This window comes from Bradyrhizobium sp. ISRA430, from assembly GCF_029909975.1.
Lineage (GTDB): Bacteria > Pseudomonadota > Alphaproteobacteria > Rhizobiales > Xanthobacteraceae > Bradyrhizobium.
Map to the genome: position 1 here is coordinate 3,881,316 of NZ_CP094516.1, position 24,237 is coordinate 3,905,552.

The window sequence follows — 24,237 nt, forward strand, 5'->3', positions numbered from 1 at the left end:
CGCGAGAGCGCCAAGGAGGGGCGCCGTTTGAGGCTCCCACGATTCGGAGGAGCAGCCTATGCAGTCAATTTCGGACGAGGGGCAGCGCAAGGCGCAATCTCAAGAGACCCCCTCTTGGGAACGCTCAACCTGGTAGGAGCTGAGCACGCCATTCCTGAGCTCGAGGGACCTGTCAATCGCTTGAACCCCTTCGCGCTCGTGGGTGACGAGCAGCAGTGTCTTTCCACGTTCACGGACCGCATTCGTAAGCATTACCATAACGCTTTCTGCGCTCTGGTCATCAAGGTTTCCAGTGGGTTCGTCGGCTAGGACGAGCGCAGGATCGTTCGCCAAGGCCCTTGCAACGGCAACTCGTTGCTGCTCTCCACCGCTGAGTTGAGAAGGATTGTGATCACTGCGATCGGCGAGGCCAACAACGTCGAGCAGTTCGCGGGCTCGAGCGCGATTGGCTCGCCCCACGGCAATCATCGGGAGCAGAACGTTCTCCAAGGCGGTGAGCTGTGGGATCAGATTATAGGACTGAAAAATGATCCCGACCTCCTTGGCCCGGTACTTCGAGGCCTGGGTCATCGATAGGCGACCGATATTGATCCCGGCGACAACAATGTCCCCCTGGTCCGGGCCATCAAGGCCTGCGATAAGATTCAGAAGTGTGGTTTTGCCTGATCCGGACGGACCGCTGACGCGCACGAACTCGCCTTGCTCAATGTCGAACGAGACGTCGCGCAGCGCGCCAATGGTGGAGCGCTCACCTCGATACGTCTTCGAGACTCCGCGCACCGATACGAATGGATCTTGGGTCATGAGCGTCCTTCCGACAGGCTTGTTGCCAGGGCATGTCGCAGAAGACGGCGGCCCGTTGGTGCAAAACCGACGATAACGGCCGCGATCCCGATCGCGACGATCGATCCAACGACCATCAGATCAAGCGCGGGCTGCGTAGTGCCAAGATCAGCCATCAGCGACGGTATCGCGAAGGACCGCGGCACAAATAGAATTGCGACCACACTACCAATAGCAGATCCAGCGGCGCCCAATACCAATCCGAACACAACAGCCGGTGCGATACCCACTGCAGGCGGAAACCCGAGCGTAATCAACGTGGCGTATTGCTTGCGGCGATCAACGTAGATGTCATGCAAGAGGTTTGCGGCGAATGTTCCGGCCAATAACACGGTTGCGACGCTCACGGCCGTGAACACCGCCAATGTCAGGACGAAATCACGCACCTTGCGTTCATATTGACTATATCGCTCTGTGACGAAGATGCCCGGCTCAAGCCGGAAGGCTTCCTGCAGTTTGGCGACAAGAGAGGGCACATCGGACGTGCTCCTTGCAATCACAAGCGCGTCAGTCAGTGTCGGTCGACCAAATATATCCTCGCTCGTCTGAATGTTCACGAACGCCCCGCTCGAAACGTCGGTCGCCTCAGGGTTCAGCGAAGGGGCTTCGGCCGATCTCGGCGGTGCTCCCCGCAATTCCAGTTTGTCGAAGATCCCGATAACCGTAAGCTCCAGATCCCCTCCATCCGCTTTGCGAATCGGGAAGGTGGCGCCGACGTCGACGCCAAGCGTGCGAGCCGACACCTGATCGAGAACTGCAGCCGCGCGATCGTCTTTGCGAAGAAATCGACCACTCGCGAGCTCGAAGCGGCTCACTTCCCGCTCGACATCCGGATCGATGCCAAAGACGTAAATGTTGAGAAATCCATCGCCGGAAACAACGTTTCGAAAAAGCGATTGTCGTCTGATAACCCGATTGCTGCCTGCCGCATGTTCCAGGTCAGCCGGATCAATCAGCGGCTCGTAAACCGGTATCGTAAGAGGCGGCAGATTTCCGCTACGCGGCGTTTCGAACAAGGCACGATTAAACCGGCTCTTCACGTGAATGATGTCGGGGCGGTCCTGGTGTATGGCTCCGTTTAATGCGTTCCTGGCACCTTCGACCACCATCAGTGACGCAGCCACAGTCGCACTGGCGGCCGCTAAAATCATAATCGCAGCTATTGCCTCGACAAACCGTCGTCCCATACCTCCGAAGGTGAGCTTCACCCAAATCATGCCGATACCCGCAACAGCTGCGCCGGGCGTTGCGCGAGCGGCCAGAGTAACGCCGGCACCGTCGCGATGCTTGACGCAGCAAGCGCCATGCCCACGGCAAGAGTGAACCCTGAAACGGTTCGCGCGAATGGCAGAATGGCTATCGCCGCTGCCGCAACCAGTATGCCAGCGGCAAGGACACCGTAGAGACGCAGCGCGGAATAGCGCAGCACTTGACTCCGCGAAAAGCCAACGGCTTGCATAATTCCAAACTCGCGCCAATGGCCAAGGACCCACTGGATTTGCAGACCCGCTGCCCCGGCTGCCACCAATACAAGCAGGAGAAAGACGAAGAACGAGCCACCCATCTCCAATTTCCTTTGCTCCCGGAGTGCCGCCTTAAAGTTGTTTCGCTCCGGCACTCTTAGACAGAAGGAGGCTTCACGGGCAGCGCCGCAGTCTTGTTTAAGGCCACGCTGGTCGAGCAAGGATATCGCGTCGCGTTCGACCGGAGGCACGGCGCGAACTGAGTTGGCGCGCACGACCAGTTCCTTCGGTATCACCTGCTTCGCGGGTGGCGTGCCGCGAGCGGCCAATTGCTCGTCGACAAATCCGAGAAATTCTTTCAACACCTGTCCGTTCAGGAGGATAGGCAACGTGGTTGCCATGCCCTCTGGCGCATCCGGGCGACGCACAGTGAGGACTTCGCTGCCTTGCGCAGCCAGGCGCCAGAATGGCTCAAATCGCCCCTGATCCGGTCCGACGAGCTCGAATGTGCCGATCAGGCGTAGCTTCTCGAAGCGCCGAACTATTGGCGGATTTGCATTCACATACATCAGATCGACGGTCGCTTCGGCACCAGGTCGAACTCCGACGTAGTCCGTGACTCCCGATGGGACAACGACCTCGTTGCGATCCGGCGGACGCACCGTTCCGGATCTTGCAAACAAGGGGGCTCCGAGAACCGCCGAGGGCGCCTTCGGATTCAGATCGTGGAAATTTACATAATAGTCGCGCACTGGATCGAATGACCCATCGATGCCTAGCACGGTCGTCTGGGCACCGAGAGATTCCTGTTGCTTCTCGTTTTCAAAGACCACAAACGCGGTGTCGGCCACGAGGCCGAGTTGCGTCCCGTTGTAGGGAGCCTCGACCGACTCCACGCCGGCGGCCGACCGTAGCGTCTGGACGAGGTTTGTGACTTCGTCTGCAGGCACACGCCCGAGCTCGATAACAAATGTCGCCGCTCCGGACGCTTCATATCCGGCCAGGAGCTCCGCCCGCCGAAAGCCTATCTGCCCTACAAAGAACGTGACTGCGATCAGTGCAAGCGCGATCGCTAGTGCGGTTACCGATGACCGCAGCCACGCCCTTCTCAGATCGACGAAGGCGAGCCAAATCAGCCCGCGATTCACGACTGCTCCTACCTCAGTTCGCGCTCGATGTCTTCGTGGAGCTCGCCGATCATGCCGGAAACGGTCGATTTCACCTTGGTGGCTGGCGCGCCACTCTTAAGCTGATTGCCGAGGGAATCGAACAGTAGCTGTTGCTCGCGAGCCTCGCGCGCTGAAATCCTCGGCGCAACGCTGTTCCAGGCCGCACGCGCTTCCCTGAATCGGGTTTCAGCCTCAGTCGCGTTGCCTGACGCATAAGCTGTATCTACTGCGCGTAACGAGGTCACGATCCTATCCACGGATTCCCGCCCCTGGGACTTCTTCTGCGCGACGGCGGCGCCGCTCCAGCCAGCACCATCAATTCCGAGGCCGATCGTCACTACGCCGGCCGCCAGCACTAGGCTAATCCATGTTCGGGCAGTTCTCATCGCATCCTCCTATAAGATGACAGTCAGCACGTCGACTGGAGCAGTCGTGGACTTCTAGTCGAGCCGCTCTGAAGTCGTTGAGAATTTCTTTCTTTGCAGCAGAACAATCGTGGCCTCCGGACGGTCGTCCTTCAGCTCTGGCATTGCACTCACAACAAGCACCTCCCCTGCTTCTCCTTTCGCCTGTCCTTTCGCCTTGGTCGCGGCGTCCGCCAGCTTGACCTTTGCCCTCTCCATTGCGGCCTTCTGCGATTTGGCGTGGGCAAGATCCTCGCCCTCGGTAATCGGCTCGACTTTGGCGATAGCTCCAGTCATGTGATCGACAATGACCTCGAAGAACTTTCCTTCTTTTGCCGTATAGACGGAGAGCTGGAGCTTGCCCTTATCCATCTCGAATTTCCCGGAAATCGGCTGGCCCTCCCGTTCGCTGGTCGTGAAGCCCTGCTGCAAGGTGACCTTCACGCCACTTAGGGCGTTTGCCAATTCGGCCTGTTCCTGGTCTGGGCCGATCGCAAGAGCCGATTGATGACTGGCAAGCGAGGTCGCCAAAGCCACGATGACGAACCCATAGGCGGAGGTCAGTAGCATTTGTCGTCTAGTCATGATCTCCTCCATTGATCGGGATGCCCAGCGATCAAAAGCCGCTGTCGCACAATTACCTATGTCGGTTCCGACGATTGAGCGGCCTGGTCACGCGACATTGTCGTCGCCAATTTTTCCGCCGGTCGGACGCCTCGAGGCCGCTTTAGAGCCAGCCCGCCCGTCCAATCAGCGATTGGATTTTGGTCGTGCTTCAGCGCTGCCACCACTGAAGAGTTTCTGAAATCCCTGTCAGGAAGGCTGCGACAGGGAGGAACCGGTCTATAATACTGGCTCAAGAGCAGCTCTCTGACGGAGCAGATCGTGCGTATCCTGATCATTGAGGACGAAACGAAAGTCGCTAATGCGTTGCGCGAGGGCCTTGAAGCAGAGCACTACGAAGTCACGATCGCTCCGACTGGAGAAGAGGGCTTCTTTCTCGCCAGCCAGCGTTCTTTCGACCTTCTGTTGCTCGATCTTATGCTGCCCCGCCGCGACGGTCTCGATGTCCTCGCGACATTGCGCAGGTGTGGCAATCAGACGCCGATCCTGGTCGTCACGGCTAAGGACACGGTCCAGGACCGGGTGATCGGCCTAGACCAGGGCGCTGACGACTACCTCACAAAACCCTTTGCATTCTCCGAGCTGCTTGCCCGCATCCGGGCGCTCCTCCGTCGTGGACGCATGGACCAGATCCTCAAGCTGCAGCACGAGGATCTTGAGATGGATCTCGTCACGCATAAAGTCTGCAGGGGAGCTCAGTCTCTCGACCTGACAACGAAGGAGTTCGACCTGCTCGAATACCTGTTGCGACACAGCGGCCGCGTCGTGTCGCGGGAGATGCTTGCACATGACGTATGGCATGCAACGGCCAGGGCGACGCCGCTCGATAACGTTATTGACGTTACGATAGCGCGGTTGCGCCGCAAGGTCGACGAGCCCTACGAGAGAAAGATGCTCCACACCGTCCGCGGCCTTGGGTACCTCTTGAACGGGAGGCAAGGATGAAGATCCGCCCGCCAAGCGTGCGCGCGCGGCTTACGTTCTGGCATGCTGGCGTGCTGACCCTGATCGTATGTGTGTTTTCCGCGGGCATTCTGCTTTTCGTCCAGGCTCGCCTCTACGCCGGCCTGGACGCGCAACTCAGTCACGAGATCGCGACCATCAGTAAGATATATCGCGAGGAGCCGGACGAACTGAGGGATTTGGCCCCCGACTGGGGCATTACACTGTTCCAGGTGGACGACGGCGGCGCCCGCCAGCAGAGCGAGGCATGGGAACGAGAAGGACTATCGCGTGCGCTGCAAAGAGGCGAACCGACGTCGCCGCTGTCTTGGACCGCGCCAGACGGTCGTCGCTATCGCGTCCAGAGTGCCTCAGAATCGTCGTATCACGTGGCCGCCGCGATTGACGAGACCTCGCTGCGGGACACGCTCTGGACACTCGCAATCATCCTCGCGACTGGCATTCCGTTCGCCGCGGGCCTGGCGATCGCGGGAGGTTACTTCCTTGCGGGCCGCGTACTCTCCCCGGTCGGCGCCATGGCGCAAAAGGCTCGGGAGATCACCGCTGAATCGCTCGCCAAACGGCTTCCGGTCGATAACGCCGAGGACGAGTTCGGGCGGCTCGCGACAGTATTCAACGACACGCTATCCCGTCTGCAAGACGCGTTCGAACGATTGCGCCGTTTCACGGCCGATGCTTCGCATGAGCTGCGCACCCCACTCACCGCGATGCGCAGCGTGGGCGAGGTGGCGCTACAGAACCCGCTTGATGCTGTTGCGTATCGCGACGTCATCGGCAGCATGCTGGAGGAGGTCGACAGGCTCACGCGGCTCGTCGAGAGCCTTCTGATCCTCACGCGGGCCGATTCGGGCAAGGTCCAGCTGGCTCCCGAGGCCGTGGACCTCGGAGCGTTGACAGGACATGTTATCGATCAGCTCCGGGTGCTCGCCGACGAAAAGCACCAAGACCTCAGGTTCCGAGCTCCCGTCCGAGTCCATGTTAGAGGAGACGCCGCGCTCATTCGGCATGCGCTCATGAACCTGATACACAACGCGATCAAATACACTCCAAATGGCGGCACGATCAGCGTCGAAGTGAATGCGGCCAGCGGGCGGGCCATGATCGAGGTACGAGATACGGGACCGGGAATTCCTGCCACGCACCAGGATCGTATTTTCGATCGGTTCTATCGCGTCGACACCAGCCGCTCGAGGGAAGCGGGCGGGGTTGGACTGGGGCTCGCGATCGCTCGATGGGCGGTCGAGGCGAACGGCGGCCAAATCGAGCTCGCAAGCGATGTGACAGATGGAAGCTTGTTCCGGATCATTCTACCCGATGCTTCATTCGGGGTCAGCGACGATCGTCAGTTTCCGAATGAGCTGCGCGGAGGGAAACAAGAGATCGCGTCACCGTGAAACGGTCTGCCGCAGGCCGGTGCCATCACTCCAGAAATTCATATGCGGCCTCAATCGATCAGCGGTTGTGGGCGCCTTCGAACCGAAACGGAACAGCGAAGGTCAACCCAGCGCGAATTTCGTTAAGCGGATGAGCGTTGATAGCTGCGTGGCGGTACGCCACATCGAAGGACAGCTTATCGCTAACCTGCCAAATTAAGCCCACCAGCCCCGACACGGTCTCCGCCAAGCCGAACTCCTTCTCGTAAAAGACTTCTGCGACCGGTCGCAGCTTCCACTTCGACGGCCCTTCGACGATGGTGCCAACGAACACATCGGCGCGGTGCTCCCGCGTCAGCAAGGTTTCCACGTTGAAGTGAACTGTGCCCCAATCCCGGCGCTGGGAGACGATGCCCGCCCAACTAAGGCCAGCACCGCTACTACCCGTGCTGTTCGGCAGAAGCACGCCGAATTCCGTCGCCACGCTCGGTCCGGACTTTTCTTGAAGGCTCCCGGGCACCACGACATGCTTAACGAACGCGCCGGCATCCATGAGTTCGGTGGGGCCGGAGGGCGAGAGGGGCGTCTCACCTCGCCCTTCGAAGACCGCCTCCCATCCTTCGCTCAATCCGATGTTCAGGACGGTCCACGGCGCAATAAGCGTGCGCGTATCCTGCTCATGTTGAACGCCCGCCGGCTGCAATTCGATCTCGAGCTCGCCAGGTGCGGCGACAGCCGCATCCGTGCCGTCAAACGGCCGATATGCGAAAGCAGGCCCAGAGCACACACTGCCGGCGAGAGCGATTAAGGAAACCGCAACGCACCGCATAGACGTCGACTTTCTGACGATCATGATCGGCGCGCCCTCATGGCGACGGGCGAAACACGAAAATAGCAGCTACGTCATCCGCTTTAGCCGGAGCAGCCACCAGCAGGCGATCGAGCTCAGGCACAAAAAGTGAAGTTCTTGCACCAGCTGCGGTGGGTATGCGATCAATTTGCCGGTAGGTGTCGCCATCCACGGCAAGCACGTCGACAAAACCATCACCGCAACTGACGTAGACCCGATCGCGCTTTGCGTCGAGGAAGACATCGTCCACATCTCCGCAGGTCGACACTCCCCCGACAAAAGCTCCATCGCTCAAAGACACCACTGCGAGTTCTGCCGGGCGCCGAAAGGCTACAAGAAGAAGCTGATGGGCTTAATCGAGCACCATGGCAAAATTCGCACTCCGACCTTCCGTAGGCCAAGATGCAACCTTTTGACGTGAGGTGCGATCAATAACATCGATCGTGCCAGCACTAGGCACGTTGACGACAATCCGGGCTGCGTCGAATTGAAAGCTCTCCGCGTTAGGCGCGGACGGTTACATGCCGTGGGATCGCCGATGTCACCTATACCTCACAACAAAGGAAGCCTACGAATCAGTCATCGTCATCGTCGTCGACGGCCGGTAGCCGACCGGTTTGCGAATTGACGGCAATCTTCGTAGTCTGCCCATCCTTCGACCCGATAGCCTCAAAATACTGCCCATCGCGCACGATCTGCACATTCGACCAGCCGTCCGCTTGGAGCTTTTGCCGTACCTGATCCTCGGTGACCGGTTGATCTCCCGCTATGAAGGCTGGGCCCTTGCTCGGCTCCGCGGTCACTACGGCTATGCCGGCTATGCCCATCAGCAACAGACCACCACCGGCCAGTATCCATCTTCGATCCATCGCAATTCTCCTCTTCGCGGTTTCAATTGCTCGAGCTCCCCGCCGACGATCATCAGTCGTCGGGCTGGGGCTCTTCCCAGAACGCATTGCGGATCTCTGAACCGTCCTGACCAAGTTGATCTTGCCCTTCTCTCAGGGCCTCACCACTGAAGAGTTTCTGAAATTCCTGTCAGGAAGCCACGGCGCAAGATCGCCTTCCTTGCAGCGCCGTCCGCTCTCGCAGGTCGCGTCAAACCTCTCGACCGGAGTGCTCTCAGCGTTTGTCGTCGGGATGCGCTCGCCAATCGCGGCCGACCGTTTGATGGTTCTCGTCCATCTTGTCCACGCTCCCTGCGCGATTGGTGTCGTTGTCCTGGGCTTTCCAGTCGCGGCCAATCTGCACTTCCTCTCCGCGCGCCCGCTCTTCCGTACGCGAGTGCTCGGCTTGTTGAGGAGTTTGGTCCGGCTGTACCGGAACCATTTGCGCCTGGTTGGTTCTTCCCATCTCCTCAGCGCTGGCGGAGCCGAGGCCACAGGACAGCAGTAGTGCCGTTATCACCGCGAGACTGCGCATGCGTTCCTCCTCCATTTGGACGAACGCTAACGATTTTCTTCAGCTCCGGTTCGAAGGTTCCGCGCTGCTTCGCTGCGTCGGCCCCAAGGCGAGTAGCCGTCAGCGACCACAAGCGGACTCGTCATTTCTCTGATGGGCGGCACATCCCGATCTGAAAAGACGACCTATCCGGCAACTGACGAAACACGGCATAGGTATTCCTATTGACGGTTCGTAAGACGCCTCGCTCGTGCCAGCTAACGGCGCGGCTAGTCACTTCCGCCGATACGACTCCTCTTCCAGTTTTGATGGTTCTGTTCGTCAAGTCGGCTTCGAAACGCGCCGCTGCCTCTTGACCGCCGATCGAGCAGTTGAGCTTGAGCGTCTCGGCATTTTGCATCGGCGACAGCCAGCGCGTCGGCGCAGAGCAGTCCCGCCGTAGCAATTGTCACAGTCAGTGCACCCATCGGTTACTCCGTCCTAAGCACGCAATATCGGGGTTGGGCGTTCAAACCATGATTGCGCTCGGCTGCTCAACTTATTTCGTCGTATCCCGTCATTTTCAGTCAGATGGCTTCCCGCCTGAGCAGGCGTCCCCTCGATCGGTCTGAGCAACCGGCGTGCACTGGCTTCCGATCACCGGACTGAGACGCCAGCTTTTTGAGCTGCGGAAGCGTTCGATGGCCCGCGCCTCGCGCCGCCAGAGATCGCGAGCGCGAATGAAGCAATGGATCAGCGTGGTCAATTCCTACGTCTACCCGTGCATGATCACGTCACGCACGAACGCCTGGTCTTCGAATCCCGTCGTGTGCCCCGTGGGCCATGCACTATCGAGTTTGAAGGCGAGTGTTGGTGTGATAGCCGCTCAAAAGCGCCGTTGATGCGGGCCTCTTCGACGTAGCTGGCCCTGCACCGGGTAGTTGAGATAGCTGAAGTTTGGGGAGGATGAGTTCATCGGCGACACCCGAGCATGCGCGAACGATCCCCAGAGGAGCGGCGCAGCGAGCATCCATCGGATAATCCGGCGATGTTAAGTGGTCGCTGCCTCGGGCGACAAGCCCTGCCTGGATTGGATCTCTCCGAGTTCGGCCAGGTAACGGTAAATGATTGGCGGCACGCGTTGACACGCCAATTGAGTTCTTCCGGCGTTCGGGTTAATGTCTTTCTGGGGACGTAGCGGCCTCGCCGTGAAGTGGGTTATCCCATGCAAGAGCTGTTCGCTTGGTGATGGAGCGAACACATGGATGGGATATCTCTTGAGATTCCGCTGTTCATTATTGCGACCTTTGCCGGTGCCCTCGTCGCGGGTCTCTCGGGCTTTGCATTCGGCCTAGTCGCCGCCTCGATCTGGCTTTACATCCTGACTCCCCTGCAGAGCGTCAGCTTAATCATTGCCTTTGGGCTGATCGTGCAGGCCTACTCCGTTTGGAAACTGCGGAGTGCGCTGGATTGGAGACGGCTCTGGCCGTTCATCCTTGGTGCAGCACTCGGCGTGCCGGTCGGCGTATCGATATTGACCTGGGGCGATCCTCGGCACGTCCGCGCTGGTGTCGGCGTGTTTCTCGTTCTCTACAGCCTCTATGCGCTATTTCGTCCTGCGATCGCGCCAGTAAAGCAGTAAAAGCACCGGGCGCCGCGGCCGATGCCGTTGTCGGATTCCTCAATGGCGCGTTGGGCGGCATCACGGGGCTCGCCGGAATACTCGTCACGATCTGGTGTGGACTGCGCGGCTGGCCCAAGGATGTTCAGCGTGCCGTGTTTCAACCAGTCGCCGTGGCGACGTTCCTGGTTAGTGCGTTGTGGATCGGTGCCAAAGGCGTACTCGGCGCGGATACGGTCGGGCTTTTTCTGATCGGCCTGCCAGCCCTGTTCGCCGGTACCTGGCTTGGTCTCAAGTTGTTCGGCCGGCTTGATGAGGCTGCATTCCGCAAGATCGTACTGGTGTTGCTTCTGGCTACGGGCGCGGTCCTGATTGTCTAGGGTTCGCCTGTGGAGTGCCCCGCCCTGCTGGACACATGACGAATACGCAATCACATCGATCAATGAATCCGGAGTAGTTCCATGTCTAAACCCTCAACTCGCCTCGGCCGGGTCGCTATCCTCTGGCGGGGCGATGAAGAAGCGCGCCGCAGTGCCGCGCCAGAGACCAGCCGGTTCAGGAATGTCTTCGCCGCGCTCAAAGATATCGGCGTCGATGCCGAACCGGTGGTCTATGAGGACGATGTCCGCGACGCCGTCAGCGCACAGCTTGCCACGTTCGATGGCGTGCTCGTCTGGGTCAACCCTATTCACGAGGGGCGCAACCGTGCGAACCTCGACGCGCTGCTGCGCGAGGTCGCGGCGCGCGGCGTGTGGGTGAGCGCCCATCCCGACGTGATCCTCAAAATGGGCACCAAGGAGGTGCTCCATCGTACTCGCACGATGAGCTGGGGCTGCGACACGGCCCTGTATCGAACGGCCGAGGCGATGCGCGCTGAATTGCCGTCACGGCTCGCCGCCGGGCCTCGCGTCATCAAGCGCAACCGCGGCAACGGCGGTCAAGGTGTGTGGAAGCTCGAGGCGCTGGCCGGTTCTAGCAACCGACTTACGGTACGCGTGCTTGACGCAACGAAGGATGTATCAGAGGTAGTGACGCTGAACGATTTTCTCGACCGGTGCATCGCGTATTTCGAAGACGGCAACGTGATCGATCAGCCGTTCCAGACGCGCCTGAGCGAGGGTGTGGTGCGTTGCTACATGGCAGGCGATCGCTGCGCTGGCTTCGGCCACCACAAGGTCAAAGCCCTGGTCGAGGCACTGGCCGCGCGCGCCGAAGCCGGCCCGCGGCTCTACACGTCCAAGTCCCACCCGCGCTTCCAGCGCCTGCGCCGGCTGATGGAAGACGAGTGGACGCCGCAGCTTATGTCCTCGCTAGATATTCCGATAAGCGATCTCCCGATGATCTGGGACGCCGACTTCATGCTCGGCCCGCCCGGCACCGACGGAACCGACAGCTACGTGCTCGGTGAGATCAACGTCAGTTCAGTCTTCCCGATCCCGGATGAGGCACCGGCGGAGATCGCCCGCCGAGTTGCCGATCGCTTGCAGTCGAAGCTCTGAGCAGTCAATCGTTACCGTACCGCGTCAGTGACTAGCTGGCCGCCAACAACGGTATCCGGACCACCCCACATGGGGGCGATCACGTCGTGTCTTAAAGGGGTTTTGGAACTTAGGGACCGACTTTAGAGTTTTCATCAGTTTCCCATCTGGAGGAGTGCCATGCGGAAAACGATTCTGGCTCTGACAGTCATTTTTTTGGCGCCTACGGCAGTGATGGCGTTGACGGCCAGCCGAGAGCAGGTCGGAGCCCCTGAATTGGGAGCAACTGGGGCTGCCATTCAAAAGCGCCAAGTCGCTCCCGGCGACGTCGCCGGAAGCGGTCACGGAGGCATCTTGGGAGGCAATGTGATCCTCGCCAAGGGTGACAAGTCTGGTACCGGTCCTGGTCGTGGCGGCCACAAGGGCGCCCACAAAGGTGAGCACAAGGGCGGCCAGAAGCATGATAAATCCTAAGCGTGTCTTTTAGGTCGTCTGTCGTTTTGCGCAGTCACAAGCTTCGCGCGGCAAACCTGAACACACGCCACCGCCGACACGGTGCCCTAGTCCGTGCACCGGCGCCGGATAGCCGGGAAACACGCTTGGCATCGGCGGCAGGTTGCCGACGTAGCGATTGATCACGCGGAAGAGCGCGAGGATGCTGCTAAGCGCGGCCCGAGGATAGTGCCATCTATCGCGAACTCGATCCTGACGTTATCCGGATCGCGCGCGATCCCACGCCCTCAACTTCGTGTCGGCGTCCCGACCAAACATTCCCATCGTGCAAGGCGATGCCCGGCTGATGACCGCAAACGCACCCGATGGCGGTTACGATATTATTCTTATCGACACCTCTCTCGGCGCCGCAATTCGGATGCACCTCCTCACCAATGAGGCGACGGCGGTCTATCTGCGCAAGCTCAAGCCAGGTGGCATCGTGGCTATGCACGTGTCGAACTATTACCTCTATCTTGCAACCGTCGTTGCCGGCATCGCCAACGCAAACGGCGCGATCACGCGGCTCTATGACGGCGGCGACGTTCCGGAATATGCCAGCGAGCAGAAGTGCGTCCCTACAGTCGCCGCGGTGGCGCGCAAGGATTTCGACGCACTCGCGAACTCGAGATTTTGACAGGTTCTGCCACCCGATCCCGCTCGTCACCTCTGGACCGACCTAACGTGTTGGGAGCTCTTATCCGCCGGCTGCGACAAATGCAGTGAGTTTCGGGGAGTTGCGGGAGCTGCTGTGGACGCCGAGTTGCTGGAACTAATTTGGGAATCGGGCATTGCTATCCAGGCATGAGTGGGAGGGACGGATGGGCGCAAGTCCGGTATCCCGCTCTCGTTGGAGCGCGGCAGCGTTGATCGCAGCTGGTTCGGTAACGAGCCTCTTCGCGTTGAGCTTCGCCGTGAACGGCGCGGCAGATGATTCCCGATTGCTGGCCGACGCGCAGCAGACTTTTCAGCCATTGCCTAAAGACATGGCGACGTCGGAGTTCCCGATCACGCCCGAGCGCGTCGAACTGGGTCGTATGCTGTTCTTTGATTCCCGTGCCTCGTTAGATGGCACTGCGAGCTGCGCTCGCTGTCACGAGCCGTTTCTCTATGGGACCGATGGACTGAAGAAACCTCACGGTGCGCGGGACACGATCAACCCGCGCAATGCGCCAACTGTGCTTAACGCCGCACTGCAATTTAATGCGCATTGGCGCGGCGACCGGAAAAACGTCGAAGACCAAGCAACCCAAGCGTTAGTCGGGCCGACAAGTTTCGGCAATCCCGACTATGACTCCGCGATGAGAAACATAAAGGCGATTCCCGGCTATTCGGAGATGTTCGCCAAGGCATTCCCGGGCGAAGAGGATCCCGTAACGCCGGAGAATTGGGGCAAGGCAATCGGCAGCTACGAGCGCACACTGGCTACTCCGTCTCGCTTCGATCAATATCTTTCGGGCGATGCCCAGGCTCTCTCAAGCGCCGAACAGCGCGGGTTGAGAACGTTCCTCGAGACTGGCTGCGCAGCTTGTCATGGTGGCCCAGCCGTCGGGGGCGGCATGTTCCAGAAATTTGGGATCGCCGAAGATTATTGGAAGGAAACTGGAAGCACCGAGATCGACAAGGGCCGCTTCGACGTCACCCATGATGACGCGGACACGTACGTGTTCAAAGTGCCCAGCCTGCGCAATGTTGCAATGACACCGCCTTATTTCCACGACGGAGCGGTCAATACCCTGCCAGAAGCCGTTGGCATTATGGCCAAGGTGCAGCTGGGAAAGGATCTTGCTCAGCAGGATATTGCGGACATCGTTGCTTTCTTGGGAAGCCTAACCGGCCAGTTACCGGACAATTTTCGCGAAGTGCCTGTGCTGCCCCCCAGCGCCTTCGCAGCAGCGGGGAATCAATCGACCGGAGACAGCAAGCACTGAGCCGCACGGAACGCCTGGCCTGATCCGCCAGGTCACCCAACACGAGAGTGAATTATGATACGCACCATTCTCAGCATGCTGATTTTGATCAGCTGCGTGCAGAGTGCAACCTGTCAAGATCAGCGCAGCAAAGCGTCGAGCGATGCAGTTCGCGGCGAGGGTCCGGTTCGGAGCGCTTGTGGGGCAGAGATCGAGAAATTCTGCCGCGGCGAAGAGCGAGCTGGCCGCTGTCTGCGAGAGCAGAACCCAAATGAGTTGTCAGAAGGATGCAAGGCCGCATTGGCGAGGCGGGGATCGCAATAGCGTAACGCCAATCAGCTTGAAAAACCATTCTTTAGGTCTTCGGTCCGTCCATATCACCACGCTCGGACTTCTGCCTGCGCCCGACGCCACGGCCGTGGCGCGACGATGATCCCTTCCCGGCCAACCCTGCGTCCTCCTCATCCGGCTGGTGCTGCTCGGGTCGTTGCCCCAATTCGCTGCTGTGTGGCTGTACAGCTGCTTCGCTTGAGGCCTTCGAACCCGACTCGGCGATAACACGCAGCACGATCACCGACACGAAGCCGCTGAGCACGCCGGCGATCAGATTCGGCACCAGCTTGACGGCGGGAAAGAGGTAGATTTCTGCCCGGGCGCCGAGCAGCAGCACGACAACAAATTCGGTCGCGGTGCGCGCGATGGCCGCGAAGAACCCAAGCACGCAATAGCCGAGCGCCCACGGTGGCCATCGCCGCACCAACGGCTCGCCGATGTCAATAACGAGGCCAGGTGCGACGTGCTTGAATATTTCCAGAACGCCGAACCGGCCGTCGCCCTGAAGAAAACCGATGATGCCCATGATCGAACCAGCCGCAGTGGCGCCCCACCGGGCCTGAGTCAGGCGCGCGGCGAGAACATACAGCGGAAACAATAGAAACGTCTTGTGCCCCGATGCGAATGGCAGACCCGGCAGGATCTTGAGCATCTTGAGTGACGCCATGCACAAGGCGATTCCCGCAATGACCGCGACATCATGAGCAAATTGAGCTTCAACCCGCGGATCGACATCGGAAGCTGCATGGGTTTCCGCAAGCGCAATGTTCTGTCGGATGATGTCGGCAAACGCGCCAATGTCACCTCGCAAGACCTGCCGCAAAAAAGCAAAAACTCCGGGCCTGGATGTGCGGCCGCGTGCGCCGCCCCGCCCGCGCCCCGTTCCGTGCGGGCCTTCGAGCAGAGCAAGAGTCCGGTCGAGCGCATGCACGAACAGCGGTGGCAATCGGAATGCATGCAGGCCATTGACAAAATCGCGACCGCTCCCGGTCAGGCGCACGACAGCCGATGCCAGCAGGACGGTCACGATCTGGAGACACATCAGCGCCGCTTTCTCGAGCCCGCTCATGTTGATCGTTAGCGACCAGCCAACCCATGGAACGGGCCACTCCGTCAGCACGTCGCTTGCAGATGGGCTCTCGGGCGGCAGCAGGGCATACATGCCAATCAGGAAGACGAACAGCCACTTGAGCCGCAAGGCCATGCGTGTGACATCTCGCAGACCGACTCGGCAGACCAGGAGAATGATGGCCTGGATTCCTGCAAGGCTGGGAATCACAAACCAGCGCGCCGGCGCGGTCAGCGAAAGCGCCGGCACAGCGAACGCAACAACCGTCACCGCGAGGAGGTACGAGACCTTCAACACGGCGGTCCTGGTAGGGGTCTCGTGCTGCATCTCGGTCACGCCGCGTCACTCCTCAGCCAATCCAGCGATGGCAATGAACGACGCGCTGGATCACGCTTGATCGGGACCGCTCCGATGTGCGTCTCGTTACCCATCACTTAGCCTGGATACCTCCCGCTGCGCCCGCGTTGGTACGCGTGCGCGAGGCGCGGTGTTCAAATCTGCGCTTTTCGACATCGGGCCGCAGGCGGTCGAGTGCCAAATACACGACGGGCGTCGTGAATAACGTCAGCACCTGGCTCACCAACAGCCCACCGATAATTGAGATGCCGAGCGGCTGCCGCAGCCCGGAACCGACACCCAGCCCGACCGCCAGTGGCACCGCCCCAAGAATCGCTGCGATGGTAGTCATCAGGATGGGACGAAATCTCAGACTACACGCCTCGAAAATCGCCTGCTCCGGCGAACGGCCGTATTCGCGCTCAGCGACGAGCGCATAATCGATCAACATGATCGCGTTCTTCTTAACGATGCCAATGAGCAGAATGATTCCGATCACGCCAATGAGATCGAGCGGGCGCCCAATCGCCCAGAGCGCCAGGATGGCGCCGACCCCGGCTGACGGGAGGGTCGACAGGATCGTCACGGGATGGATAGTGCTCTCGTAGAGAATACCGAGCATCACGTACACGGCGAAAAGCGCCACGGCGATCAGCACGGGCTGCGTGGCGAGTGAGTCCGTGAATGCTCGTGCATTGCCTTGAAAACTGCCCTGGATATGGCTTGGCGGGCCGAGTTCGCGGACCACGCGCTCGACGATCTCTGTACCCCGCTGGATGGGTAGGCCGGGCCGCATCGAGAACGTGAGCGTCACCGCCGGGGCTTGCCCTTGATGGGCGACGGCACTCATTTGGACGCCATGCTCGATTCGAACGACATTCCCCAGCGGGACCTGCTTGCCGCCTGGCCCCGCGACGTACAGCTTCGCCAACGAAGACGGGTCTTCCTGCAGCTCAGGAGCGGCCTCAAGGACGACGTGATACGTGTAATGGGGAGCGTAGATTGAGGATACAAGACGCTGGCCGAAGGCATCATAGAGAGTCTGGTCGATATCGTTCGGTGCCACCTGGAGCCGCGCGGCCGCGTCGCGGTCGATGACAAGCATCGCCTGCAAGGCGCCTACCTCGAGATCGGTCGTTACGTCGCGAAGATCCGGGAAGTCATTCAGACGCTCTACAAGGCGCCCTGCCCATATCTCCAATTCACCCAGATCTCGTCCCGTGATGGTGTACTGATATTGTGCCTTGGAGATCCGGCCGCCGACGCGCAACTCCTGGACAGGCACCATATAGAGTGCAACTCCCTGCACCTCGCGCGTCGCTCGGCGCAGGCGCGCGATGACGTGATCCGTGTCGAGACCGCGCTCGGCATGTGGCTTTAAGGCGATAAAGATGCGGGCCTGGTTCGAACTGGTGCCTGATTGACCGGTGTAGCTCCCCACCCTCGCGACCGCCGGATCATTGAGAAGGACGCTCATGAGCGCCCGTACCCTCCGCGTCATCGCTTGGAATGAAACGGTCATCGGCGCTTCAGCGATGGCAACAATGGCGCCCGTGTCTTGCTGAGGGAAAAATCCCTTTGGCACTTGGATCCAGAGAACAGCGGTGGCGAGGACGGTTGCCCCCATCGCGGCGAGAGTCGCGTTGCGATGTTGCAGGACGACCACGAGGGCGGCTTCGTATGCGGCGAGAAGCTTCTCGAAAATGAGATCAAACGCGGGTTTCCCCGTTCCCCTGCGCGCATGACCGAGATAGGCGCTCATGACCGGAATCAATGTCAGGGACACCATCGCGGAGATCGCGATGGCCAGCGCCAGCGTGACGGCAAACTCGCGGAATAGCCGCCCGATCATGCCCCCCATAAACAGAAGCGGGATCAAGGCGGCGATCAGGGACACACTGATCGAAACGACGGTGAAACCGATCTGGCGAGCGGCTTGGCGCGCTGCCTGGAGCGGCGACTCGCGATTTTCCATCCGACGGCTGATCGCTTCAATGACCACGATGGCGTCATCGACAATGAACCCTGTTGCAACCGTGAGCGCCATCAAGGACAGGTTGTCGATGCTGTAACCGAGCAGATACATCGCACTGAAGGTACCGGCAATCGACAGCGGGATGGTAATTGCTGCGGCCGAGGTGGCCCAGAGCCGCTGCAAGAACAGGAATACTGTAGCCACAATAAGTCCGAGGCTGATCAGGAGGCAGAGTTCTATCTCGTGCACGCTGGCGCGGATCGTCTCCGTTCGATCGCTCATCACCGACAGATCAACGGCCGGCGGGAGCCATGCCTGTAGTGTCGGAAGAAGCGCGCGGATGCGATCCACCGTCTCGATCACATTGGCGTTGACCTCCTTGAAAACGAAGACCAGCACGGCCGGCTGATTGTTGAACCACCCCGAGGTGCGGACGTTCTCGACGCTGTCGACGACCGATGCGACCGCATCGAGTCGGATCGGCGTGCCGTGGCGGGTGGCGACGATCACTGACTTATATTCGTCGGCCCAGCGCATTTGATCGTTGACGCGAATGACATATGAGCCGTCCGTTGCGTCGATGCGTCCCTTGGGTCCCGTTGCGTTGATGGCATTCAAGGCGGCTCGCACATCCTCAAGACCGAGTCCCATCGAGGCAATCGCAGCCGGGTTGACCTGCACACGCACGGCAGGCTTCTCGGAGCCGTTGACCGTGACTTGACCCACGCCCTCTACCTGGGAAAGCTGTTGCGCCAGAATCGTTTCTGCCGCCTCGTAGACCACGCCAGACGGAAGCGACGTGGATGTCAGCGCCAAGATCAGGACCGGCGCTGCCGATGGATTATTCTTGCGCCAGGTTGGTGGGTGCGACATACCCGCCGGAAGATCGGGTGCTGCCGCGTTGATGGCTGCTTGCACGTCGCGAGCCGCGGCGTTGATCGGGCGGTTAAGCTCGAACTGGGCGACGACGGTGGTGATGCCGAGAAGGCTCGTGCTGGTGAGCTCTGTAATACCGGCGATTTGCCCGATGCGCCGCTCCAGCGGCGCGGCGACGGCGGTGGCCATCGTCTGCGGTTCGGCGCCCGGAAGTTCCGCCGTTACCATGATGGTCGGATAATCCACCTGCGGCAGTGATGCCACGGGCAGAAATCGAGACGCCAGTGCACCGCTCAGCAGCAGCGCGAGCATCAGCAAGCTGACGCCGACGGGTCGTCGCAGGCACGTTTCCAGATAGCCCACCATGAACTCCGATCGTTTTGGCTCGTGCTACCTCATTCCGCAGCTCCCGGACTCATTCGCAAGCGATGGCGAAGCAGCGCCCGGACTTGGTCGAGCGCAACGTAGATGACCGGTGTCGTGTAGAGCGTCAGGAATTGGCTGAGCAACAAACCACCGATGATCGCAATGCCAAGTGGACGGCGCAGCTCTGATCCTGGACCGGTCCCGAGCGCGAGAGGAATGGATCCAAGAAGGGCCGCCATAGTCGTCATCATAATTGGACGGAAGCGCTTGAGCGAGGCCTCGAAGATCGCCTGCTCCGGACGCAGCCCTCGCGTCCGCTCCGCATCCAAAGCGAAATCGATCATGATGATCGCGTTCTTCTTAACGATCCCGATGAGGAGGATGATAGCGATCACCGCGATCAGTGACAGGTCGTTTCCCGTGATCATAAGCGCTATCAAGGCGCCGATTCCCGCGGAAGGTAGGGTCGACAGGATCGTAATCGGGTGAATGGTGCTTTCGTAGAGCACGCCGAGTACAATGTAGACAGCGACCACGGCGGCGAGGATGAGCCAAACCTCACTTGCGAGTGAGGCTCGGAACTCGGCGGCCTCACCGGCGAATGAGCCGATGACGGAATTGGGCATGCCAATCGCCGCCTCTGCTTCGCGCAAGGTCTGCACCGCCCGTCCGAGTGAGACACCCGGCGCCGGGTCGAAGGAGAGCGTGACGGACGAAAAAAGGCCCTGATGTGTGATCGCAAGTGGCGCGTTACCAAGCCTTACCGTGGCGAAGCTTTCGAGCGGAACCTGTGCGCCCTGACTCGATGGCACGTAAAGGCGTCCCAAGTCAGCTGGATCGAGCTGGAAGTCCGGCGCCACCTCTAATACGACGTGATACTGGTTCTGCTGCGTATAGATGGTCGAGACTTGACGCTGCCCAAAGGCATCGTAAAGCGTATCGTCTATTGTCTGCGAGAGCACTCCAAGGCGTCCGGCCTTGTCGCGATCGATAACCACGTCGGCAGCGAGGCCGCCCGGCTGTTGGTCGCTCGCTACGTTCTGGAGCAACGGCGTCAAGCGCAGTTTTTCGAGCAACCGCCGTGCCCACTCGGCCAACTCCACCGGGTTTGCGTCGACCATGATGTATTGGTACTGCGTTCGACTGGTGCGCGTCCCAATCTGAATTTCGGGTGCGGGCTGGAGGTAGACCGAGAGGCCCTCCACCTCCGCCATAGCGGTACGGAGCCGCCCTGCGATTTCGGCAGCCGTGTCGGTCCGTTGGTCGCGTCGCTTGAGCACGATTGTCATGCGCCCGGTGTTCGGTGTCGCATTGACAAGTCCGACGCCAACGAACGAGTCAACGCCACCGACATCTCGATCGCGGCGGGCGATCTCAGCGGCCTTCATCTGCAGCCGCACCATCTTCTGAAACGAAATTCCGGGCTCCGCATCCGTCGTCGCAACGATGACACCCGTGTCCTGGACAGGCAAGAAGCCCTTAGGAACCAGCACGTACAGCGCCACGGTAGCGACCAGTGTCGCCGATGCAACCGCGAGAGTGGTTGCCTTTTGCCGCATCACCCACGCGAGGCTTCGTTCGTAGAGCGCTAGGCTCGTCGCGAATGCCCGCTCAGAGGCACGCAGGAACGCGTTGCTGGGCTGCTCCTGCTCCCTACGCAAGAGGTGCCCGCACATCATTGGGGTGAGCGTCAGCGATACGATGGCCGACACAACGATGGTAACCGACAGTGTCAGCGAGAATTCCCGAAACAGTCGCCCGACGATTCCCTGCATAAACAGAAGCGGGATGAACACCGCAATAATCGAGACCGTCAGGGAGATGATGGTGAACCCGATCTGACGTGCGCCCTCATAGGCGGCTTCCAGCGGTGCCTCTCCAGCCTCGATATGGCGCACGATGTTCTCGATCATGACGATCGCGTCGTCGACCAGGAAGCCGGTCGCGACCGTGAGCGCCATGAGGGAGAGATTGTCGAGGTTGAATCCCGCCAAATACATGACGCCGAACGTACCGATGATCGAAAGCGGGATGGCGACGCTCGGGATAACCGTCGCCCAGAAGCGACGGAGAAACAGAAAAATCGCGAGCACGACCAATCCGACGGTGAGCATCAGCGTGAACTCGACATCGGCAATGCTGGCCCGAATGGTCTCAGTGCGATCACTCAGGATCGTCAACCGAATGTCTTGCGGCAGGGCCGCTCGCAGCCGCGGCAGAAGCTCGTGAATCCGGTCGACCGTCTGGATAGTGTTGCTCCCGGGCTGGCGCTGAATGTCGAGTATGACGGCTGGTCGACCGTTGAACCAAGCGCCGACTTTCGCGTTCTCGGCCCCATAGACCGCGCTACCGACATCGCCTACGCGGACGGGAGCTCCGTTTCGGTACGCAAGGATCACGTTTGTATAGGCGTCAGGTGCCAGAACCTGGTCATTAGCCCCTATCATGAATGCTTGGTGGGGGCCGTCGAAGCTGCCCTTAGGTTGATCAACATTCGTGCGACCCAGGGCTGTACGGACCTGTTCCAGGCTTAGACCGTATGCCGCGAGCTGGACTGGGTTGACCTGGATCCGCACCGCAGGCTTCTGCCCGCCCTGGATCATCACCGCGCCGACGCCGGTTACTTCGCTCAGCTTCTGCGCCAGCACCGTATCGGCGAGATCCTGGACTTTCGTGATCGGCTGCGTGTCGGACGTAAGCGCCAGGATGAGGATCGGCTGGTCCGCCGGATTCACTTTTTTGTACACTGGCGGGTATGGAAGGCCACTTGGCAGCGAAGCTGCAGCTGCGTTGATGGCCGCCTGTACGTCCTGCCCAATCGCGTCAATGTCCCGGTCAAGGACGAATTGCATGGTGATCACGCTGATTCCAAACGAGCTTGTCGACGTCATCAGCGACAAACCTGCGATCTGTCCCAACTGCTGCTCGAGCGGCGTCGTGACCAGCGATGCAGTTGTGTCCGGGCCTGCACCGGGAAGCTGTGTCGAGACTTGGACCGTCGGAAAGTCGATCTCCGGCAATGAGGAGACTGGAAGCAAACGAAATCCAAGCGCTCCGGCAACAAGGATCGCGACACTTATCAATGAGGTCGCGACCGGACGGGCGATGAAGGGCGCGGACACGCTCATGGCGGCCGCCGATGCCGCCGATTCGGCGCTGCTTCTGGACGCGTTGGGGACGTGATCTGTGGGGCGGAGATGCCGCTTTCGGCGTCAGCCGTAGCCTCAGTCGGAGTCACACTCGCGCCCGGCCGCAGTTGCTCCTGGCTGGTGACAACGACTTTCTGACCAGGTTCGAGGCCGGATTCGACAAGTGCCACGTTGCCTTCGATCTGGCCGACTCGGATCGGTCGCATCTCGACCCGGTTCTCGGGATCGACCATGTAAACAAACGTGCCGCTTGAATTACGCTGGACGGCGGCACTGGGCACGACGGTGCCGTCCTTGACGGTGTCGAGCCTTACACGGACGTTGACGAACTGCCCCGGCCAAAGCTTGCGCTCGGTGTTGGCGAAGGTGGCCTTGAGTCTGATCGTGCCGGTCTGAGGATCGATGCGATTATCGAGAACCGCAAGGACGCCCTCTTCCCACAATCTCTTCCCGTCTGCATCAAGCGCCGCCACCGCAACTTTCCCTTTGGCGAGCGCGCGATTCACCGTCTCGAGATGCTGTTGGGGTAGAGAAAAGGCGACCGAGATCGGCTCCAATTGCGTGATGATGACTATTCCACTCGACTCCCGCGCGCGAACGAAATTTCCCGCGTCAATGAGCCGAACTCCTGTGCGCCCGGAAATCGGCGCCCGGATGCTGGTGTATTCGAGTTCCAACGCGGCGGCATCGATATTCGCCTGGTCCGTCTGCAAGGCCGCTTCCAGTTGCCGGACCACCGCCCGCTGGGTGTCCACGGTCTGCTGCGTTGCAAACTGACCAAGCTTGACAGCGCGATCGAGATCGAGCTTCGCGTTGGCCAGTTGAGCTTCGTCCTTCGCCTTTATGCCTTGGACCTGGCTGAGCTTGGCCTCGTAGGGACGCGGGTCGATCTGGGCCAGCAGATCACCAGCCTTTACCTCCTGACCTTCAGTGAATTCGACTTTCTGGAGGAGACCGTCGACTCTCGCTCTCACCGTGACAGTATTGAAAGCTTCAACGGTGCCAATGCCGTCAACATTAACCGGCACATCCTGACGGACCACTGGAGTCGTGACGACGTCGATCGGCCCACTGAAGCGATGCCTGCCGCGGCCACCGCCGCCTCCTCCTCCGCCTCCGCCGCCGCCTCCACCCCCGCCACGATAGGCACTTGCTACATCCGCATCGTCGCGAGTACGGGTAGCCCCGGCCTGGTCATATGCGTACCACGCGGCCGCGGCGGCCGCGATCAAAAGAACGCCCCCGGCGCGGATCGCATTCAACATGGGGGATCATCCACCTGCGCATACTGTAGGCCCGCCTGGGGAAATTGGCAAAAATTGCGCTAGGAGCTTGAAGAGCCTCTCAAGCGTTATCCTTGGTGGTTTTGAAAGGTTCCCTTTCCATCGAGGAGGTTACGTATGCGTTGCCTATCCATCCTCGCCTCAGGCTTCTTATTCCTCTGGCTTGGCGTCGGCGGTGCCGACGCCGCTCCCGGCCCGGCTCGGCTGGCGCAGCCGGAGGCGTCCCTCACCCAAGCGCAGTACTATCCCGGCTGGCGGCACCACCCTGGCTGGCGTTGGC

General features: G+C 60.3%; 21 protein-coding genes and 1 pseudogene. 8 read left to right on the forward strand and 14 right to left on the reverse strand.

Annotated features, from left to right (window positions below; all coding sequences use genetic code 11):
* Positions 1-99: 99 nt before the first annotated feature.
* The 5 genes from MTX21_RS18510 to MTX21_RS18530 all read right to left on the reverse strand — a co-directional run bounded on the left by MTX21_RS18510 (position 100) and on the right by MTX21_RS18530 (position 4,464).
* On the reverse strand, positions 100-804 hold the full coding sequence (locus MTX21_RS18510) for an ABC transporter ATP-binding protein (RefSeq protein WP_280966208.1): 705 nt from the start codon (positions 802-804) through the stop codon (positions 100-102).
* A complete protein-coding gene (locus MTX21_RS18515) occupies positions 801-2,051 on the reverse strand; it encodes an ABC transporter permease (RefSeq protein WP_280966209.1) in 1,251 nt (416 codons plus the stop codon). The genes MTX21_RS18510 and MTX21_RS18515 overlap by 4 nt, the downstream gene beginning before the upstream one ends.
* A gap of 5 nt (positions 2,052-2,056) precedes the next feature.
* Positions 2,057-3,454, reverse strand: coding sequence for a hypothetical protein (locus MTX21_RS18520; RefSeq protein ID WP_280966210.1), 1,398 nt, complete (start codon positions 3,452-3,454; stop codon positions 2,057-2,059).
* An 8-nt stretch (positions 3,455-3,462) separates the two neighbouring features.
* The gene (locus tag MTX21_RS18525) at positions 3,463-3,831 is read right to left on the reverse strand and encodes a hypothetical protein (protein ID WP_280966211.1); all 369 of its coding nucleotides are present in this window, start codon (positions 3,829-3,831) and stop codon (positions 3,463-3,465) included.
* Positions 3,832-3,915: 84 nt separating this feature from the next.
* The gene (locus tag MTX21_RS18530) at positions 3,916-4,464 is read right to left on the reverse strand and encodes a hypothetical protein (RefSeq protein WP_280966212.1); all 549 of its coding nucleotides are present in this window, start codon (positions 4,462-4,464) and stop codon (positions 3,916-3,918) included.
* A 300-nt stretch (positions 4,465-4,764) separates the two neighbouring features.
* Here MTX21_RS18530 and MTX21_RS18535 point away from each other — a divergent pair, with 300 nt between their 5' ends.
* Positions 4,765-5,448, forward strand: coding sequence for a response regulator transcription factor (locus MTX21_RS18535; protein ID WP_280966213.1), 684 nt, complete (start codon positions 4,765-4,767; stop codon positions 5,446-5,448).
* Positions 5,445-6,860 (forward strand): ATP-binding protein, encoded by a 1,416-nt coding sequence (locus MTX21_RS18540; protein WP_280966214.1) that lies wholly within the window; start codon positions 5,445-5,447, stop codon positions 6,858-6,860. The genes MTX21_RS18535 and MTX21_RS18540 overlap by 4 nt, the downstream gene beginning before the upstream one ends.
* A gap of 58 nt (positions 6,861-6,918) precedes the next feature.
* On the opposite strand, the gene MTX21_RS18545 is transcribed toward MTX21_RS18540, so the two are convergent.
* The 4 genes from MTX21_RS18545 to MTX21_RS18560 form a co-directional block, all read right to left on the reverse strand.
* The gene (locus tag MTX21_RS18545; protein ID WP_280966215.1) at positions 6,919-7,692 is read right to left on the reverse strand and encodes a hypothetical protein; all 774 of its coding nucleotides are present in this window, start codon (positions 7,690-7,692) and stop codon (positions 6,919-6,921) included.
* Positions 7,693-7,705: 13 nt separating this feature from the next.
* Positions 7,706-7,939 carry a hypothetical protein gene (locus MTX21_RS18550; protein ID WP_280966216.1) on the reverse strand — a complete coding sequence of 78 codons (234 nt, stop codon included), beginning with the start codon at positions 7,937-7,939 and terminating at the stop codon, positions 7,706-7,708.
* A 325-nt stretch (positions 7,940-8,264) separates the two neighbouring features.
* Positions 8,265-8,558: a hypothetical protein gene (locus MTX21_RS18555; protein WP_280966217.1), complete on the reverse strand. Its 294-nt coding sequence runs from the start codon at positions 8,556-8,558 to the stop codon at positions 8,265-8,267.
* A 253-nt stretch (positions 8,559-8,811) separates the two neighbouring features.
* The gene (locus tag MTX21_RS18560) at positions 8,812-9,111 is read right to left on the reverse strand and encodes a hypothetical protein (RefSeq protein WP_280966218.1); all 300 of its coding nucleotides are present in this window, start codon (positions 9,109-9,111) and stop codon (positions 8,812-8,814) included.
* Between the two features lie 1,219 nt (positions 9,112-10,330).
* On the opposite strand from MTX21_RS18560, the gene MTX21_RS18565 reads away from it, so the two are divergent.
* The 4 genes from MTX21_RS18565 (at position 10,331) to MTX21_RS18580 (ending at position 12,642) form a co-directional block, all read left to right on the forward strand.
* Positions 10,331-10,711 (forward strand): sulfite exporter TauE/SafE family protein, encoded by a 381-nt coding sequence (locus MTX21_RS18565; RefSeq protein ID WP_280966219.1) that lies wholly within the window; start codon positions 10,331-10,333, stop codon positions 10,709-10,711.
* A 50-nt stretch (positions 10,712-10,761) separates the two neighbouring features.
* Positions 10,762-11,070 carry a hypothetical protein gene (locus MTX21_RS18570; RefSeq protein ID WP_280966220.1) on the forward strand — a complete coding sequence of 103 codons (309 nt, stop codon included), beginning with the start codon at positions 10,762-10,764 and terminating at the stop codon, positions 11,068-11,070.
* Positions 11,071-11,151: 81 nt separating this feature from the next.
* Positions 11,152-12,189: a Cj0069 family protein gene (locus MTX21_RS18575; RefSeq protein WP_280966221.1), complete on the forward strand. Its 1,038-nt coding sequence runs from the start codon at positions 11,152-11,154 to the stop codon at positions 12,187-12,189.
* A gap of 159 nt (positions 12,190-12,348) precedes the next feature.
* The gene (locus MTX21_RS18580) at positions 12,349-12,642 is read left to right on the forward strand and encodes a hypothetical protein (RefSeq protein ID WP_280966222.1); all 294 of its coding nucleotides are present in this window, start codon (positions 12,349-12,351) and stop codon (positions 12,640-12,642) included.
* 96 nt (positions 12,643-12,738) lie between these two features.
* Here MTX21_RS18580 and MTX21_RS18585 read toward each other — a convergent pair.
* A pseudogene (locus MTX21_RS18585) lies at positions 12,739-12,825 on the reverse strand (SOS response-associated peptidase); the annotation flags it as partial.
* 142 nt (positions 12,826-12,967) lie between these two features.
* On the opposite strand from MTX21_RS18585, the gene MTX21_RS18590 reads away from it, so the two are divergent.
* Positions 12,968-13,297 carry a hypothetical protein gene (locus MTX21_RS18590; protein WP_280966223.1) on the forward strand — a complete coding sequence of 110 codons (330 nt, stop codon included), beginning with the start codon at positions 12,968-12,970 and terminating at the stop codon, positions 13,295-13,297.
* A gap of 184 nt (positions 13,298-13,481) precedes the next feature.
* A complete protein-coding gene (locus tag MTX21_RS18595; protein WP_280966224.1) occupies positions 13,482-14,591 on the forward strand; it encodes a cytochrome c peroxidase in 1,110 nt (369 codons plus the stop codon).
* 334 nt (positions 14,592-14,925) lie between these two features.
* On the opposite strand, the gene MTX21_RS18600 is transcribed toward MTX21_RS18595, so the two are convergent.
* The 4 genes from MTX21_RS18600 to MTX21_RS18615 form a co-directional block, all read right to left on the reverse strand.
* A complete protein-coding gene (locus MTX21_RS18600; protein ID WP_280966225.1) occupies positions 14,926-16,308 on the reverse strand; it encodes an energy-coupling factor transporter transmembrane component T in 1,383 nt (460 codons plus the stop codon).
* A gap of 94 nt (positions 16,309-16,402) precedes the next feature.
* A complete protein-coding gene (locus MTX21_RS18605; RefSeq protein ID WP_280966226.1) occupies positions 16,403-19,525 on the reverse strand; it encodes an efflux RND transporter permease subunit in 3,123 nt (1,040 codons plus the stop codon).
* A 29-nt stretch (positions 19,526-19,554) separates the two neighbouring features.
* Positions 19,555-22,653 carry an efflux RND transporter permease subunit gene (locus MTX21_RS18610; protein WP_280966227.1) on the reverse strand — a complete coding sequence of 1,033 codons (3,099 nt, stop codon included), beginning with the start codon at positions 22,651-22,653 and terminating at the stop codon, positions 19,555-19,557.
* Positions 22,650-23,939: an efflux RND transporter periplasmic adaptor subunit gene (locus tag MTX21_RS18615; protein ID WP_280966228.1), complete on the reverse strand. Its 1,290-nt coding sequence runs from the start codon at positions 23,937-23,939 to the stop codon at positions 22,650-22,652. The genes MTX21_RS18610 and MTX21_RS18615 overlap by 4 nt, the downstream gene beginning before the upstream one ends.
* Positions 23,940-24,237 lie beyond the last annotated feature (298 nt).

Coding starts and splice junctions, on each gene's coding strand:
- MTX21_RS18560 (WP_280966218.1), bottom strand. CDS start 9,111: ATGCGCAGTCTCGCGGTGATAACGGCACTACTGCTGTCCTGTGGCCTC.
- MTX21_RS18555 (WP_280966217.1), bottom strand. CDS start 8,558: ATGGATCGAAGATGGATACTGGCCGGTGGTGGTCTGTTGCTGATGGGC.
- MTX21_RS18615 (WP_280966228.1), bottom strand. CDS start 23,939: ATGTTGAATGCGATCCGCGCCGGGGGCGTTCTTTTGATCGCGGCCGCC.
- MTX21_RS18510 (WP_280966208.1), bottom strand. CDS start 804: ATGACCCAAGATCCATTCGTATCGGTGCGCGGAGTCTCGAAGACGTAT.
- MTX21_RS18610 (WP_280966227.1), bottom strand. CDS start 22,653: ATGAGCGTGTCCGCGCCCTTCATCGCCCGTCCGGTCGCGACCTCATTG.
- MTX21_RS18605 (WP_280966226.1), bottom strand. CDS start 19,525: ATGGTGGGCTATCTGGAAACGTGCCTGCGACGACCCGTCGGCGTCAGC.
- MTX21_RS18530 (WP_280966212.1), bottom strand. CDS start 4,464: ATGACTAGACGACAAATGCTACTGACCTCCGCCTATGGGTTCGTCATC.
- MTX21_RS18545 (WP_280966215.1), bottom strand. CDS start 7,692: ATGATCGTCAGAAAGTCGACGTCTATGCGGTGCGTTGCGGTTTCCTTA.
- MTX21_RS18590 (WP_280966223.1), top strand. CDS start 12,968: ATGACCGCAAACGCACCCGATGGCGGTTACGATATTATTCTTATCGAC.
- MTX21_RS18575 (WP_280966221.1), top strand. CDS start 11,152: ATGTCTAAACCCTCAACTCGCCTCGGCCGGGTCGCTATCCTCTGGCGG.
- MTX21_RS18565 (WP_280966219.1), top strand. CDS start 10,331: ATGGATGGGATATCTCTTGAGATTCCGCTGTTCATTATTGCGACCTTT.
- MTX21_RS18540 (WP_280966214.1), top strand. CDS start 5,445: ATGAAGATCCGCCCGCCAAGCGTGCGCGCGCGGCTTACGTTCTGGCAT.
- MTX21_RS18595 (WP_280966224.1), top strand. CDS start 13,482: ATGGGCGCAAGTCCGGTATCCCGCTCTCGTTGGAGCGCGGCAGCGTTG.
- MTX21_RS18580 (WP_280966222.1), top strand. CDS start 12,349: ATGCGGAAAACGATTCTGGCTCTGACAGTCATTTTTTTGGCGCCTACG.